The sequence below is a fragment of the Qipengyuania sp. genome, from assembly GCF_048550555.1.
Lineage (GTDB): Bacteria > Pseudomonadota > Alphaproteobacteria > Sphingomonadales > Sphingomonadaceae > Qipengyuania.
In genome coordinates this window covers 1-15,032 of the sequence record NZ_JBLYYF010000031.1, presented here as the reverse complement: position 1 = coordinate 15,032, position 15,032 = coordinate 1, and the positions used below count along the sequence as shown (strand labels likewise).

13 protein-coding genes and 1 pseudogene are annotated in these 15,032 nt (G+C 59.4%); 7 read left to right on the top strand and 7 right to left on the bottom strand.

Annotation, left to right across the window (positions count from 1 at the left end; translation table 11 throughout):
• Nucleotides 1–36: 36 nt before the first annotated feature.
• Nucleotides 37–456, top strand: a complete 420-nt coding sequence (locus ACN4E0_RS07310) for a VOC family protein (RefSeq protein WP_419566853.1) — start codon at nucleotides 37–39, stop codon at nucleotides 454–456.
• Between the two features lie 18 nt (nucleotides 457–474).
• Nucleotides 475–738, top strand: coding sequence for a hypothetical protein (locus ACN4E0_RS07305; protein ID WP_419566852.1), 264 nt, complete (start codon nucleotides 475–477; stop codon nucleotides 736–738).
• An 80-nt stretch (nucleotides 739–818) separates the two neighbouring features.
• On the opposite strand, the gene yihA is transcribed toward ACN4E0_RS07305, so the two are convergent.
• From yihA to ACN4E0_RS07275, 6 genes are all read right to left on the bottom strand, one after another.
• On the bottom strand, nucleotides 819–1,472 hold the full coding sequence (gene yihA / locus ACN4E0_RS07300) for a ribosome biogenesis GTP-binding protein YihA/YsxC (RefSeq protein ID WP_370031334.1): 654 nt from the start codon (nucleotides 1,470–1,472) through the stop codon (nucleotides 819–821).
• Complete coding sequence (yidC, locus tag ACN4E0_RS07295; RefSeq protein ID WP_419566851.1) at nucleotides 1,472–3,247, bottom strand: membrane protein insertase YidC; 1,776 nt, start codon at nucleotides 3,245–3,247, stop codon at nucleotides 1,472–1,474. Before yidC ends, yihA begins: the two co-directional genes overlap by 1 nt.
• Nucleotides 3,248–3,333: 86 nt before the next feature.
• Nucleotides 3,334–3,543 (bottom strand): membrane protein insertion efficiency factor YidD, encoded by a 210-nt coding sequence (gene yidD / locus ACN4E0_RS07290; protein WP_419566850.1) that lies wholly within the window; start codon nucleotides 3,541–3,543, stop codon nucleotides 3,334–3,336.
• The gene (gene rnpA, locus ACN4E0_RS07285) at nucleotides 3,540–3,923 is read right to left on the bottom strand and encodes a ribonuclease P protein component (RefSeq protein ID WP_419566849.1); all 384 of its coding nucleotides are present in this window, start codon (nucleotides 3,921–3,923) and stop codon (nucleotides 3,540–3,542) included. Before rnpA ends, yidD begins: the two co-directional genes overlap by 4 nt.
• Nucleotides 3,924–4,011: 88 nt before the next feature.
• Nucleotides 4,012–4,146 (bottom strand): 50S ribosomal protein L34, encoded by a 135-nt coding sequence (gene rpmH / locus ACN4E0_RS07280; RefSeq protein ID WP_370031342.1) that lies wholly within the window; start codon nucleotides 4,144–4,146, stop codon nucleotides 4,012–4,014.
• A gap of 122 nt (nucleotides 4,147–4,268) precedes the next feature.
• On the bottom strand, nucleotides 4,269–5,156 hold the full coding sequence (locus ACN4E0_RS07275; RefSeq protein ID WP_419566848.1) for an alpha/beta hydrolase: 888 nt from the start codon (nucleotides 5,154–5,156) through the stop codon (nucleotides 4,269–4,271).
• Nucleotides 5,157–5,317: 161 nt separating this feature from the next.
• Here ACN4E0_RS07275 and ACN4E0_RS07270 point away from each other — a divergent pair.
• The 5 genes and pseudogenes from ACN4E0_RS07270 to ACN4E0_RS07250 all read left to right on the top strand — a co-directional run.
• Nucleotides 5,318–5,548: pseudogene (locus ACN4E0_RS07270) on the top strand (magnesium chelatase domain-containing protein); the annotation flags it as partial.
• A 561-nt stretch (nucleotides 5,549–6,109) separates the two neighbouring features.
• On the top strand, nucleotides 6,110–8,251 hold the full coding sequence (locus ACN4E0_RS07265; protein WP_419566847.1) for a hypothetical protein: 2,142 nt from the start codon (nucleotides 6,110–6,112) through the stop codon (nucleotides 8,249–8,251).
• Between the two features lie 8 nt (nucleotides 8,252–8,259).
• Nucleotides 8,260–10,530 (top strand): hypothetical protein, encoded by a 2,271-nt coding sequence (locus tag ACN4E0_RS07260; RefSeq protein ID WP_419566846.1) that lies wholly within the window; start codon nucleotides 8,260–8,262, stop codon nucleotides 10,528–10,530.
• A gap of 8 nt (nucleotides 10,531–10,538) precedes the next feature.
• On the top strand, nucleotides 10,539–11,030 hold the full coding sequence (locus ACN4E0_RS07255; RefSeq protein WP_419566845.1) for a hypothetical protein: 492 nt from the start codon (nucleotides 10,539–10,541) through the stop codon (nucleotides 11,028–11,030).
• 40 nt (nucleotides 11,031–11,070) lie between these two features.
• A complete protein-coding gene (locus ACN4E0_RS07250; RefSeq protein WP_419566844.1) occupies nucleotides 11,071–12,255 on the top strand; it encodes a hypothetical protein in 1,185 nt (394 codons plus the stop codon).
• Between the two features lie 253 nt (nucleotides 12,256–12,508).
• Here the strand turns inward: ACN4E0_RS07250 and ACN4E0_RS07245 are convergent.
• Nucleotides 12,509–15,032 (bottom strand): autotransporter outer membrane beta-barrel domain-containing protein (locus ACN4E0_RS07245; RefSeq protein WP_419566843.1); only part of this gene is annotated, 2,524 nt, incomplete at its 5' end.

Here is a 15,032-nt window from a genome sequence, read left to right as displayed (position 1 = left end):
CTAGGCGACGAACGACGGCTGGGCTAGACCAACGCCATGAGCCTGCGCCCCTTCCACCTCGCCTTTCCCGTCGACGACCTTGCGCAGGCGCGCGCCTTCTATGGCGGGGCGATGGGCTGCCGCGAGGGCCGCTCGTCCGAAGAGTGGATCGACTTCGATTTCTACGGCCACCAGATCGTCGCGCATCTCGCGCCTGGCGGCGCGGGCGACCGTGCGAGCAACCATGTCGACGGCCACGGCGTGCCGGTGCCGCATTTCGGCATCGTGCTGGCGATGGAGGACTGGCAGGACCTCGCCGAGCGGCTGACGGCGGCGGGGGTGGAGTTCGCCATCGAGCCGACCATCCGGTTCAAGGGGCAGCCCGGCGAACAAGCGACGATGTTCTTCCGCGATCCCAGCGGCAATGCGCTCGAGATGAAGGCGTTTGCCAGCGACGATATGCTGTTTGCAAGTTAAACCAGGCAGGGAAGCCGGATGCTCTCAGAAACTCGCTTGTTCAAGCTTTGCGCCATGGTCGTTGCAACATTCGCGCTGCTTTTATCTTTAGCCGCGGGCCTAATCGCAGGAATGATGTTCGCACCCGAGAATTTTACCGTGGCGATGTACATTTTCGATACGGCGTTCGTACTATCCGGAATTGTGGCATTCACGCTTGCCATCTACCGACGTTTTACTTTGTCTCTGCTTTTAGCCATTATGCAATTTTCGGCTCTTCTGATTGCCAACCTCATTCGATGAGACTCAGGAAGTTCCATGACAGCGTGCTGGATTTGTGTGGAACTGAAGCTTACGCTTGGGCTCCAGCTCGAAGCGCGGCCTTAAACCCCTGCGTCGCCCAGCACCGCAGCCCTTAGTTCGCCAATGCCCATGCCCTTCTCCGCGCTGGTGACGTGGATCTCGGGGTAAGCGGCAACATGCTTGCGCGCCTCGGCTTCGGTCGCCTCGATGACCTTGGCGAGCTCGCTGGCCTTCATCTTGTCGGCCTTGGTCAGCACGACGCGGTAGCCCACGGCCGCCTCGTCGAGCATCTTCATCATCTCGCGGTCGACGTCCTTGGGGCCGTGACGCCCGTCGACCAGCACCAGCGTGCGCGCCAGCACGGGGCGGCCGCGGAGATAGGTCTTCACGAGGTTCTTCCACTTCTCGACGACCTTCACCGGCGCCTTGGCGAAGCCATAGCCGGGCATGTCGACGAGGCGGAACAGCGTCGGGTCGCCGACCTCGAAGAAGTTGAGTTCCTGCGTACGGCCCGGCGTGACCGAGGCGCGCGCGATCGCCTTGCGCCCGGTGAGCGCGTTGAGCAGCGAGCTCTTGCCGACGTTCGAGCGCCCGCAAAAGGCGATCTCGGGCACGGTCGGTTCGGGCAGGAACTTGAGCTGCGGGGCCGAGAGGAGGAAATCCACCCGCCCCGAGAACAGTCTGTTCGCCCGCCGTTCGAGCTCGGCCCGCGCGGCGGCTTCTTCCTCGGTCATCATCCGGCCTTGGCTGCGGCTTCGGCCGCCTTCTTCGCCTTCTCTTCCTCGATCATCGCGCGCATCTGCGGATGCTTGGAATAGAGATATTTCTGCTGCGCCAGCGTGAGCAGGTTGGAGGTCACCCAGTAGAGCAGCAGCCCTGCGGCGAAGGGCGCCATGACGAACATCAGGATCCACGGCATGATGTTGAAGATCTGCTGCTGCGTCGGGTCCATCTGGCTCGGGTTGAGCTTGAAGGTCATCCACATGGTGAAGCCGAGCATGACGGCGAGCACGCCGAGGCCGAAAATCACCATCAGGAACTGCGGGACCTGGATGCCGACCAGCGACAGCGCATTGGCGAGGTTGGCCGGATCGGGCGCGGCGAGATCCTTGATCCAGAGGAATTCGCGGTGGCGCATCTCGATGCCGAGCACGAGCACCTTGTAGAGCGCGAAGAAGACCGGGATCTGCAGCAGCATGGGCAGGCAGCCCGCCACCGGATTGACCTTCTCGGTCTTGTACAGCTCCATGATCTTCTGCTGCTGGACCTGCTTGTCGTCCTTGTACTTCTCCTGGATGGCCTTCATCTTCGGCTGGATCGCCTTGATCGAGGCCATGCTGGCGAAGCCCTTCTGCGCGATCGGGAACATCGCCCCGCGCACGATCAGCGTCAGGATCATGATCGCGATCCCGAAATTGCCGACCAGCTCGTAGATATTGCGCAGCAGCCACAGGAACGGCTTCTCGAACCAGCGGAACCAGCCCCAGTCGATCGCGAGGCCGAATTTCTGCAGGCCCGCATCCTCGTAGCTGTCGAGCACGGTGCTTTCCTTGGCACCGGCATAGAGGCGCGAGGTGGTGGTCAGCGCCTTGCCCGCGGGCAGGGTGACCGCGTCGTAGATCATGTCCGCGCGGTAGGTCTCGTCGCCCAGCGCGCGGAAGGTGGTGGCGGGGGCGGCGCCGTCCTGCGGGACCAGCGCGGCGAGCCAGTAGATGTCGGTGAAGCCCGACCAGCTTGCGCGCCCGGCAGGGGTGATCGTCTGCGCCTCGTCGACATCGTCGTAATCGACGTCGTAATCGGCTGCGTCGCCGAACACGCCGATCGGGCCCGAATGCGCGATCCACAAATCCTGACTGGCGGTGCGGCTGGTGCGGTTGACATAGCCATAGGGCTGGACGACCGCCGGAACGGACCCGGTATTGGCGACGCTCTGCTCGACGGTGAACATGTAGTTGTCGTCGATCGCATAGCGGATTTTCGCCGTGATGCCGTCGCCGAGATCGTGCGTCAGCGTGACCGGCGTATCCTGCGTCAGCACGCGGCCGTCGGCCTGCCACACGGCATCGTCGGCGATGCGCGTGCCGTTGATGAGATAGCCGAACTGCGCGAACTGCTGCGCCGGCGTGCCGTTGGGCGAGAACAGGCGGACCGGCTCGCTGTCCTTGCCGGTGCCTTCCATATGGTCCTTGAGCACGACGTCGTCGAGCACACCGCCCTTGAGGTTGATCGATCCGGCGACGCGGGGGCCGTCGATCGGCAGGCGGTCGGCACTGGCGAGCGCGGTCTTCAGATCGGCCTTCTCGAGCGCGCGCAGTTCGGGATCGACGAGCCCGCCGGTGCGCGTGTGCTGGGTCGCCTCGGCCTTGGACGCATCGTCCGCGGTGGCCGCCTGCTCGGTCGGCGTGTCGACCTTGCCCGCGGCCGGCGCATCGGGCTGCGGGTAGAAATAGTCCATCGCCGAATTCCAGCCCACCAGCAGCAGGAAGGAAAGCGCTATAGCGACGATCAAATTGCGATGATTGTCCAAGGTCGGTCCCGTCTTTGTCCGGTCGAAATCATGAATGTGGGGTGGTGTCTTAGTCTGTCAAGACAGCACTAGGGCACCGGGTCGTGGCCGTGGCCGCCCCAGGGTTGGCAGCGCATTATACGCTTGAGCGCCATCCATCCACCCTTGATCGCGCCGTATTTTCCCAATGCCTCGATGGCGTATTGGCTGCACGAGGGGTGATAGCGGCAGGTGGACGGCAGGATTCGGCTCGGGCCGAGCTGCCACAGGCGCGCGATCCAGATCAGCGGATACTTCATGCGCGCCGGCTCCGGTGGTAGCGCGGGGTGCGCGGCCGGTCGCCCTTGCCCTCGGCGGCACGCGAAAGCGCGGCGGCAAGTTCCGCGCGCAGCAGGGCGAAATCGCGCTCCACCCCGCCTTCGCGGCCGATCAGGATATGGTCGTGATCGGGCAGGCCCGCTTCGGGCAGCGCCGCCCACAGCAATTCGCGAAAGCGCCGCTTCATGCGGTTGCGCACCACGGCATTGCCGATCTTCTTGGTCACGGTGATGCCGTAGCGCTTGCCCTGCCCGTCATTGGGCCGGGCAAGCAGCACGAAGCCCGGACGCGCCACGCGCAGGCCGCGATTCGCGGCGAGGAAATCGCTGCGCTTGCGGATCACGGAAAGCGAAGGGTGCATCGGCGTTACATACGCGAACGGGCTCCCCGAGGGGAGCCCGCTGGCTGGTTCGTGATTGGCGCCGCACCGTGAGGCGCGGCGGATCACATTACGCGCAGAGCTTCTTGCGGCCACGGGCGCGGCGGGCGCGCAGGACCTTGCGGCCACCCGGGGTAGCCTTGCGAGCGAAGAAACCGTGGCGGCGCGAGCGCACGAGGTTCGAGGGCTGGAATGTCCGCTTCATCGGATCGTCCTTACAAAAAATTGGTTGGCTGCCGGCACACACGAATCGCGCCAACAAAAAGGGCCGCCCCTGCGAGCGACCGCCTTACAGGGCCGCGCGCCTAGGCGAATGTGCCCTGCCCGTCAAGAAAAAGTGACGTTGGCATAGGCCAGCGTGGGGGCCGGCTTCACCAGATTGCGGCGCGCGGGAGTCTTGGCCTGCTGCGGGCGGCCCGACCAGCGGCGCATGTCGCTCGCGGCGAGCCACAGCGCCCGGCGGTGCGGCACCGAATTGGTGAAGTCGTAGAAGGCGCGAGCCTGCTCGGCGCTCATGCCCATTTCGCGGTAATAGTCGAGATACTGGCGATTCTCGGGCGCATCCATGGAGAAGTCTTCGGCCTCGCGACCATAGGGGTCCATCCAGCTGTGCACCGCGAATTCGGCACCTTCGGCAATGTCGCGCTCGACGCCGGCGAGGAACAGTTCGACTGCGCCCGAACGGACCGAGCCGATCGCGGGGACATGAGTGACGAGGCCCGCGTCGCGAATCATCCGGCCGACCGTGAGGTTGGCGCGGTCGTCCTGCGTACCGGGGCATTCGACCATGTCGAGCTGCTCGAGGCCGGGGAAATCGCGCAGCATGGCGCGGAAGTAGCGCGGGGTGGAGGCGTCGGTTTCGCCGACCAGCGCGACGCGGCGTTCGTCGATCACGCGGAACGGCCCGTACTGCGCGATCCCGCGGTTGTAGTCGCGGAAGCGGCGGTCGATGAAAGGCGGCGCCTTCCACACCGGCAGCGCTGCCGGCTGATAGGTCTGCGGCCGGACCGCGGCGAGCTCCTGCCGTTCTGCCTGCGGCATCGCCGGACGCACCACGGTGGCGGGTGCGACCTTGCGTCCGTGGTGCGTCTGCTGGACCACCGGGTTCGACACGTAGACGACCGGGAGGCTGACCAGCGTCAGCGACTGGGCGGAGGCGGGGACCGCGATCAGCGCGGCGAAAGCGGAGAGGAGGAGGGCTGCGATTCGGGACATGGCAAGGTTTTGCCGCCCAACCGCTTTCCAGCCGCTCAAGACCTATGGCTAACCCGCTGTTAACCATAATTCTTCAGCTCCGATCCGGAGGTGCTTTCTCCTCGACAAGCGGGGCCTTTCGCGTCATCGTCCAAGTGCGAACACGGAGGCGGGGATTAACGCTGGTCGCACTGGTCAAAACAGTGGCCTATCTGGGGCTCGAAGCGCGTGGCGTGGAAGTGCAGTGCTCGGTCGCGCCCGGCCTGCCCAAATTCAATATCGTCGGTCTCGCGGACAAGGCGGTCGGCGAGAGCAAGGAGCGGGTGCGCGCCGCGCTCGCCAGCATGGGGCTCGCGCTGCCGCCCAAGCGGATCACGATCAACCTGTCGCCAGCCGACCTGCCCAAGGAAGGCGTCCTTTTGAAGCTTTGAACCCTACTCTATCTGCAAAAGCTGCTGCTATTCTGCTGATTTTTGAGAAGCCTCGCCAGAGTAGCCTACTGTCCGGGCGGCGCGAACCTTAGTACCCTCTCCTTCGCCAACGCCCACCCTTCAAGCGAACGCCCGCCCGTCAGATCGCGCGATCAATTGCGGGAGGGACGACTTATGGTCGCCGAACGCATCGGCCCGAAAGTTTTGCGGCTTCTCAAAGATGACATCTGGATCGCGAGAAACATTCTGAAAAGACCCTTGGCAAAATGCCCATTGCTCCCTGAACGCATCCAAGGAATTTCCTAACATTAAGGAACTTTGAGGTAATTTCTGGGTCTTTTAGGAAGACTTCCACAACTATCCTATGGGCCTTTTTGTTTGTGGTTATTTTTCCTGCGCACTTTTATGTCACATTTTAGACTTGACTCACGCATTTTTAATTGCACCATAATCCGCCCAATTCTGGTTCCGAAAGGGTTGATGAAGGTGCAACTAGAGTGTCGACAATCTCCCCGTGTTGCTGACACGAGTGTAGTTTAGCGCGTGCCGATCACCTCCGTGCCTGGCCGCGTTTGCGGGAGTGGACAGCGACCCCACATCGCATTGTCTCAGAGGCCCATTGCAAATCGGGAATTAGAAGCAGTTCCTTTCTCGTCGGTTCGGCTCGCGGGTGAACTTGTCAATCTTGGTGAGATCCGAAAGCTTTACGGCCCGGCCTTCACAGGCAAGCTCCTCGATGAGTTCACCTTGAAATGGATCGACGGACCCCCATCCTCGAATTCCAAACGCGCAGCTGGACTCCGCAGGTGGTTAATTGACCTTTTCCATCGAGCTGATGAACCACAGGCTGCGGCGCCGCTTCGGCTGGTCCGAGAAAAGCTGATCGCATGTGAATTTTCCGCGATCAATGCTGATGATTTTGAGCATGCATTGTCCGACTTCGTCTCTCGCGCCAACGACCCCAACGACCGGTCAATATTCACGACATCAAATCACACGACTCGTCGACCTGTTATCGAGGCACTTTCTGCGGCGATACGGAGCCTCGCCACACCCATGGGCTGGCCGAAAATCAAAACTCTAAAATGTACACTGAAGAGAAAGAGGGGGGTTACGCCCTCCTTGGGCGAGCTCGAGTTCACTGACGGCAAACTAGATCGTCATAGCAACAGCACCGCCGGCCTCTATGCTCGCACAGTCGCTCGAAATGGAGAGCGGCTAAATCGATTGAGGACGATTGCAGAGGCAGAATTGATAGAGTGCCATGAAACCTACAAGCGCGGCCAAGAACTTCTGTCCAGAAAAGACCTTCAAGACCCATCGACCCTTCGACGGGCTGAATTCCGGCTGGCGAGTATTCCAGATTTCGCCAAAAGGAAGTCCAAATTACCTTGGATAGTGGAGGCATGCTTTCCGACTAACGACGCTGAAATGCAATTGGCGAACCTCTTAGCCCATATTGTCGAAAATCATGATGGCAAAGTTAGTGGCAGCAACGATTGGTCTACGCACGGTATTCGGCACCTCGTAACGCTTCATGGTGGCCCGCAGAGAGTAGCTGAATTCCTTGAAGGTGGGACCAGGGCGTTGGTTGCAGCGTATACGATTGTACTGATTGAGTCGGGCTTCAACGTTCAATCCTGCAATGATCTTTCCTCTGAGCCGTTCGTGGGCCAACCAAGCTCCGGACGAGTGGACCTCCACGTTTTGTCTTCGATTAAGAACCGTCCTAGACCCAGGAGAGTTCAAGCAATTCTTGGCGGAGGACAGGTGTTTCTCAATTCGATGGGATATAAAATCTCAGGCAAGCGAGCCATCGATATTTGGCTTGAGATTTCGGAACCAATCAGACGCCGAGCGAAAGAAGAATCGGCGAAGCGCTCAGCCAGTCATGCCCAAGATGGCGCTCCTCGCTCAGACCGCCTCGGAGGCGATAACGTTGAAGACTGGCTTTGGATCTTACCTACTGGATTGAATAATGCTGGAGAGGTTAGGAAGGCGAGCGCAGGGAACTTTCGGGATTGGTGGACCCGCCTGCTGACAGATCACGCCGATGACCCGATTATTGGTGGGCTTCCAATTCGACGCAAACATATTCGACCGACCGTCATTCAAATGAAGGCAACTGGTCGCAATGGGGATGTCGAGCTTGCCGCAGTCTCAGCAAACCATCAGAGCTCCAAAACCACATTCCAAAATTACTTAAACCGGCCCTATATCCGAATCCATCTGGAGGAGCAGATACGTGATTTCCAAAACCTACTTGAAGTTGCGGTCGTAGCGCCTGCAAAAAATGATAGTACAAGCCAATCAGTTCCTACTTTGGCTTTCGATCGACTGCGCGAAAGAGCATTAGAGTGCGGTCTTGCATTCTACGAGAATGTCGACCTTTGCACTCCTCTAGGGTCTGCCGAACTGGAACTGACGCCAATCGAGTATTCAGATACCAGTTCAGGAATGGCTTCGGCCGCCCTACTCAGGCTTTCTCTCGATCATGCACAAGACGAGTTTTTCGCGAGAAACCCGAGTCGTTGGGTCAGCATATGGCTACCTCTCCACGCGCTATCGATTGCCATTTGGAACAACCTATCTTCTGGCCCCCGTGCAGAGCGATTCAAAGCGATTGCCGATGATATTCTCCACAAACTGGCAGACGGCAAACTCGAGCCGTTCCGGGCATTCTAGATACCCACATGAAACGCGCCCAGCCCACACCAGAATCTAAAACTGAGAAGCGTCGAGCAGAGCGAACCCTTCATGAAATGGTGCTTAGCGAATATCCGATTCCTCCTTGGTTGATATCCGGATCCCTCTTAGAAAATCGATGGGTAATTCGCTTAGAGGATGCAGCGGAATTTCGGGCGGCAAGCGTCCCCATATCGTTCGATGTCCCAATTGCTTCTAACCAACTATTGTCTGACTTTCAGTTCGATAAAGATCTGCTCACTGCGAAGCTGCTGCTGCTTTGCTCTATAAGAGTGGGGTCAATAACAGGAGGAAAAGTAGCAGCCATATTTGTCAGAAATTATCTGCAGTTTGTACGCTGGCGTATTGGGATCGGCATCTACCGCAATTCAGATTTAACTCCAGACGTTCTTGAGAATCTTCGCGGATCGGTCAGAACTCGCGGCATCGCAGGGCTCCCTCCAGTCGCCGAAGCTTTCCAGGCCATAAAACTGGAAACTCAATCGGGAAGGAGGGAGTTGCCTACTTACCTCAAAGGCACCAAAGTTAAATTCGCATCTAACGCCCTCCTAAGGGAGCTTGGCGTACCGAACATGACGAGCGTTCCTCCTTCATTGCGGCGCGAGATTTGGGAACTAGTAGCGGAACAGGGATTGCCAGTTCCCCGCAAAAATTCAGTCAGCAAAGATGATATAGTTCCGACAGAGAACCGCGTAGCGAATTTCTTCTCTCCGCTTTTCGCTTTACATACATTCTCCTCGAAGCTCAGCCATGACCCGCTTGGTTTCATCCCCTTTCCTGGAGAAACTCGGCAATCAATAGCGAGGTCCATTACTGATAGAGAAGCGGAGCGCACCTTCACGGTTCCGGCCCAGCAGGCGTGCTACCTAATAGACAAGGCGTTGGTTTGGGTTCACGATTATGCACCCGATATTCAGCGCCTCATCGAAGACATCGAGCGACGAACCAATGAATTAACTGGTCCAGATGGGCATTGGCGCCCACATGAGCGCGCTATTCAGGATGCTCTAGCTGTTTTTGAGCCTACATGCGGATTAAACGAGCCCGGCTCTCCATGGCCGGTCCATGGCGCTTACTTTGAGGCCGCCCGAGAAGGCAGGACCAGACCTAGCCTAAGGACAATACTCTTTGAGTATCTGCTGATAGCATGCGTGATAGTTATCGCCGCTTTTTCCGCTCGCAGGCACAATGAGATAAACTCTCTTAGACATGATTGTATTATCGAGACCGATATCGGTCTATCGCTCAGATGCTATATCGCGAAGACTTTGCGGGGTGTTGATGAAATCCCCATCCCAGCTACCGTTAAAGCAGCCGTGGATGTCCTTCGTTGGCTTTCTGAGAAGCGGCGCGTTCGTACCGGAGAACCGTGGATCGTAGCATTTGATGAGCTACTTGCAGTTCGTTCAGGAAAATCCGAGGCGCCCCCAGAAGAGGTTAAGAGGTCTGGCAAAGTCCAAATATATCGAGCTTTGACTCGATTTTCGGAGTTTGTCGAAACTCCCCTACTTGCAGACGGCTCGAGATGGTCACCGCGCCCTCACCAATTTCGGCGTTGGTTCGGTGTAACGTATTACAACCGCTATCGCTTCCCTCAGCTAATCGCGCTTGCGCATTTTTATCGGCACTCAGACCCTAATCAAACGCGCCGCTATATAACTGAGAGCAAATACACCGAGTTCATTGCGCAGAAAGACGAAAATCGCGCGCGGCAGCGATTGGAAGATTTTGAAAAGGCCGGACAGGAGTTCCGCCAAGAGCGCTTCTTGGCCGTCCTCGATGGACGCGAGACGATGACAGGCTTCGGTGGCGAGTTTCTGAAGCGTGAGCTATATAAGCAGATTGCAGCTTACGCAGATTGCTTAGAAACCGCAGACGATAAGGTTAAAAAAGCCACCTACATCGAGGCAATCGCGCCTATTGTTAAAGCGACACAATTGGAACCGAACGAGCTTGGTCACTCCTATTGTAAGTGCACTGGGAGCGCCATCGACCTAGCACAAGCAGAGTGTTTGAAGCTTGCCGCACAGTTTGGCGAGCAAGTAAAAAGCGGTCCAGATCAATCATATGCTTCGGACGAAATTTGCGGTCGTTGTGCCAACGGGGTCAAGTTTCCAGAGAACGAGAGCGTATGCGACAAGACTATAGCCGCCTTGGAGCGAGCCGAGTTTTCGCAACGATCGCCTGCGGTTAGAAAGCTCGAACGAAGTCGTCTCGCACTCCTTAAAGAGCAGCGAGAACTCCGTTTGCGGGACTGATTTACGTCATGGCAGAACGAGAGGCCCGAAAATCCTTCCGCTTGAAGGTTGAGTTGCTCGAGAAGGCAACCGCTAGCGGCGTTATACCGCCGGAATATCCGATCATCGCTAAGGTCAAAGATCTACAAAGTTGGGATACGCCTCCCTTGACCTCTTGGAAAAGTTTTTCGGTGGCTGCGCCTGGTGGGCGAAATGCAGATCTACGTGCTCGATTTGATCGGATCTTACCAAGCTTTAAGAAGCTTCAGACTGGCAAATCAATGAGAGGGCCTCGCCCGCCCAAGGATAGGTCTGTCGAAACTTGGCTCATCCAGTCTGAACGGGACGCACTATGCCGCCAGAACGCTGAAATTTTAATGCGCCTCAGAGAAGCCGAAGCGGCTCTTCGCGCCAAAGAGGCGATGGTTGAATCATCGAAAGCAAAGATCGCTGAACTTACCGAAAGACTGAGCGTTTTGATTCCTTTGAGCGCGGCCAAGCGCAGCCCTCCGAATGGTTAAAATTGCCAGTCGGGTACGTGTCCATCGATTGAAAGGTGAAATGGAGATCGGCGGAGCGCTCTTGCGAGACTTCGCGCTACTGGTTTGGTCGGACAGAGGAGTTGATGAACACGTCCTGCGCTTTTGTTTCGAAAGGGGAGTGTACAAAGGCCTTAAAACAAGCACGCTTGAGCAAGAATGTTATATTTTGGCCGACTGGTTCAACTGGCTAGCTAAGAGAAACAAGACTTTAGAAGACGCTCTTCCTTCAGACTACCATCGCTGGGGGAACCGAGGAAACCGGGGGCAAAAATTAAGTGCCGCCCGAGCTTACCGTAGAAAGGAGCTGATCTGGCAGTTCTATAAGGGTCTTCGCTCAGATCCCGCGTTGGCGCAAACTACTGCAGCGTTCTTCGAGACGTTATCGGAGTCCAATATCACCGATCAAGGATTGATCCACTGGTCGATGAAATTGGAATATAAAGTGGGCAAGGAGTCACGCGCACCGCGTGTTCCCACCGATGAAGAAGTCGGCCGCATTCTCAGAGAACTCGGGAATTATGATGATCAGTTTCTCAGCGAAAGAAACTTTTTGATTGGTCAGGTGGAGGCGAGGATTGGCCTTCGAGCTATGGGAGTCGAAAGCCTAGAAATCGAAACGCTTGATAAAATGCTTGAGAGTGCAGGCATCGAGATTGAAGCCCAAAGCATTGGCAACCTGTATCAGGCAAAGAGCGAGCAGATCCGGATTAGGCGGCAACTTAACGGCCTTCTTGAACGCGGCCGCACTGTGATAGCCGCCTCAATCGTCGAAAAAGGAGGGAAAAAGCGTGAAGTTGAGGTACCCATCGATCTCGCAATTAGACTTCTAAATCATGTCTGGGGCAGGCGCCAAACTTTGATCGCGAACCGCGTTGGTGCAAAGCGACGCAATAACAATCGAATCTTCATATCTTGGCGAGACGGCGGTCCGCTTAGTCGCGGAAGTATCAAAGACATCGTGTCTGCGGCTTTTGAGAGCGCGAAGGTCAAAGGTAGCGGTCACGCACTCCGTGCATACTACCTGACTACCAAAGCGATAGAGTTGATAAGCGAGGCCCGGCGTATGTTTGGTGCCAATTTCAGCGTAGAAGACATCTTGAATGAGCTTGCTAGGCTTGCTGGGCACAATCACCGAGAAACTTTGCGTGCTTATCTGGATGTCGCGCGCATTCGTGAAGCTGCCCTTCGCGAGTTCGATCAATAGAAAGGCAAATTCTCACAGAACATACGAAGAAGGATAATGGAAACGACCTTCGTACCTCCAACATCAGTCGCGAGCCTGCGGGAATGTCAGCATCGCGCCCTCATTGCGGCCTTTGAAGACATCGGCGTTATCTGCCGAGAGCCGCCGTTCGCCGAGGCGCCGAGCGACGTGGGCAAGTCGCTCGGGCCTGCAGATGCGCAATCTACTCCCACGCAATCCTGGGTCGGCAATCAGTCGCCATGCGGTTCACCGTCTAAAACCGCCACCCGATACTGACGCTTCCTGCGACGCTGTCGCTGTCGGAGCCGAGTAGAGCGCGGGCTTCGCCCGAGAGAGTCCAGCCTGTGCCGAGGTCCATCCGGCCCGAGGCGGAGAGGAGGGCGCCTTCGCCGTCGGTGGCGGAGGAGCGGACCGGCCGCGGGGCGCCCGCCGCGCCGTCGAGCGCGAGCGTCACCTCCGCTAAGCGCGTTGCTCCGGTGACATATTGCGCCGAGAGGTCGAACGCTCCGTGCTCGCCCTGCCAGCCGGCGAAGGCGCCGCCGCCGTAGCGGGTGCGCTTGTGGCTTGCGCTGCCGCCTGACAGGTCGAGCGCATTGGCGCCGCTCTCGTCGACCCCGTCGAAGTCGGCCGAGACATGCGCGATGGAGACGAGCGGACCGAATGCCCAGCCTTCGCCCGGCGTGCCGAGCCCGTAGCGCGCCTCGGCGGCGAGCGCGATGCTGTCGTAATCGGCATGGCCGGTGGCAGTGCGCGAGAGGGTGGCGATCGAGATGGTGCGCGCGACATCGGCCTGGACCGCCGAGTAATCGAGTGCGGCGGAGAGCGTGAACCCGGCATGGCCGGTGCCGTAGCGGGCATAGGCGCCGAGGCTCCAGCCCTCGAGATCGGCCTGGCTCGCGCGCGCGGGGATATCGAGCCCGCCGTCGGTCCAGGCGACGCTGGCACCGATCGCCCAGCCGTTATCGGGGCCGCGATAATCGATCCCCAGCTCGGCCCCGATCCCGTCGTGGTCGGCCTTGGCGGCATTGCCATCGCCGTCGGCCGAGCCAATGAGGCCGTGGATCCCGCCCCACAGGCCCCAGCCTTCCCCGGCCTGCTCTTGGCCGCGCGCGATCAGCCGGCGGCTGCGCGCAAGGCCCGTATCGGCCTGCTGCGCGAGGAGCGTTGCGTAGATCTCGCCCGAAGCGCTGTCGAAGGCGGCGAGCGCCTGCGGCGTGGTGGTGAACAGCACCGCCATATAGACCGCGTCGCCATCCGCCGTGGTCCGATCGAGATTGTCGAGCCGGATGGCGGAATTGGTCTGGTTGAAGGTCTTCGCCACGGTCGGGAACAGCCCCGTACCCGACGTCGGCGGTGGAGGCGGCGGAGGAGGAGGCGGCGGCGGCGGTGGCGGCGGAGGTGGCGGCGGCGGCGGAGGAGGAGGAGGCGGCGGCGGAGGTGGCGGCGGCGGCGGAGGCGGCGGCGGAGGAGCCACGCCGTTCGGGGTCAGCGTCAGGCCGACATCGTTGCCGTCGCCCGCGGTGTAGCTGACCATCGCCTTGAGGAATGCGAAATCGTTCTGCACCGTTCCAAAGGTGCCGCTGACCGCGTCGGTGCCGTCATTGGCGATGATGGTGTAGTTGAACGGATCGGTCCCTGCGAAGGCGCCGCTCTCAACCACGTCGAGCGTCGCGCCGCCCAGCGTCACCGTGCCGTTGACCACGAGGCGATCGCTCTGCCCCGCATCGTCGACCTCGACCCGGAAGATCGACGCCGCATCGAGCGACAGGTTGCCGTTCACCGTCAAGGTCCCGATGCTGTTCCCCGGCGCGACCACGCCGCCGATACTGGTCAGCGGGCCGAGGCTGCCGGTCCCGCCGATGATACCGCCCGGATGCAGGGTGAAATTGACCAGGTTGAGCGTCGCGTTGACCAAGGTGGTGCCGCCGAAGATGTCGTAGGCGAGCGCGATGCCGGTCGCTCCGCGCAGGTCGATGACCCCCGCACCGAACTGGTGGAAGCGTTCGAATCCATTCTGGGTGATCGGATCGAGATCGAAAGGGAGGTAGGCGCCCGCGGCCTGCGTCAGCGTAATCAGATCGTCGCCGGCCCCGCCGGTGATTTTTTCGAGGAGCGCGAAGTCCGCCGGATCGTAATCGATGAAGTTGAGCGTGTCGTCGCCATCGCCCAGATTGATGGTGCCTTCGAGCGCGCCTTCCTCGAGGGTGACCTCGTCGTCGCCCTCATCGGCTTCGAGACTGCCTGCCGTCGAACCCGCGCAGCCGATGAATACGTCGTCGCCGGCCTCGAGCACGACCGATGTCAGCGCGCCGCCCGACAGGTTCTCGATCCGGTCGTCGCCCGCTGCGAGCTGGATGAAGCCCATCGTGCCCGAATTCGTGATATCCGCGGGCCCGCCCTCGACCAGCACGCTGCGCCCGAAATTGGTGTCGATAGTGCCTGAGTTGACCAGCTTGAGCGAACCGACGCCGAGTGCTTCGATGGCGTATTTTTCGGTCCGGAAGCCGTTGATCGTGCCGGCATTGGTGACGGTGAACTGGCCCCCGCCGCTCAATTGCAGCGGCGTCAAAGTGGTGGCGGCAGACTCGCTCGATCCGGCGGGCAAGGCGTTGGCGGTGTCGATCAGGCCGGTGGCCGTGTTGGTAAGGCTTGCCTTGCCGGACGTCGCGATCACCACCGTGTTGCTGCCGACGCCCTTCTGCAGGATGGTGCCGCTGTTGGTGAAGGCGATTGTGCTGGCGGCATCGAACCCCTGCAGCACCACCGCGCCGTCGAGC

Coding starts and splice junctions, on each gene's coding strand:
- ACN4E0_RS07310 (WP_419566853.1), top strand. CDS start 37: ATGAGCCTGCGCCCCTTCCACCTCGCCTTTCCCGTCGACGACCTTGCG.
- ACN4E0_RS07305 (WP_419566852.1), top strand. CDS start 475: ATGCTCTCAGAAACTCGCTTGTTCAAGCTTTGCGCCATGGTCGTTGCA.
- yihA (WP_370031334.1), bottom strand. CDS start 1,472: ATGACCGAGGAAGAAGCCGCCGCGCGGGCCGAGCTCGAACGGCGGGCG.
- yidD (WP_419566850.1), bottom strand. CDS start 3,543: ATGAAGTATCCGCTGATCTGGATCGCGCGCCTGTGGCAGCTCGGCCCG.
- rnpA (WP_419566849.1), bottom strand. CDS start 3,923: ATGCACCCTTCGCTTTCCGTGATCCGCAAGCGCAGCGATTTCCTCGCC.
- rpmH (WP_370031342.1), bottom strand. CDS start 4,146: ATGAAGCGGACATTCCAGCCCTCGAACCTCGTGCGCTCGCGCCGCCAC.
- ACN4E0_RS07275 (WP_419566848.1), bottom strand. CDS start 5,156: ATGTCCCGAATCGCAGCCCTCCTCCTCTCCGCTTTCGCCGCGCTGATC.
- ACN4E0_RS07260 (WP_419566846.1), top strand. CDS start 8,260: ATGAAACGCGCCCAGCCCACACCAGAATCTAAAACTGAGAAGCGTCGA.
- ACN4E0_RS07255 (WP_419566845.1), top strand. CDS start 10,539: ATGGCAGAACGAGAGGCCCGAAAATCCTTCCGCTTGAAGGTTGAGTTG.
- ACN4E0_RS07250 (WP_419566844.1), top strand. CDS start 11,071: ATGGAGATCGGCGGAGCGCTCTTGCGAGACTTCGCGCTACTGGTTTGG.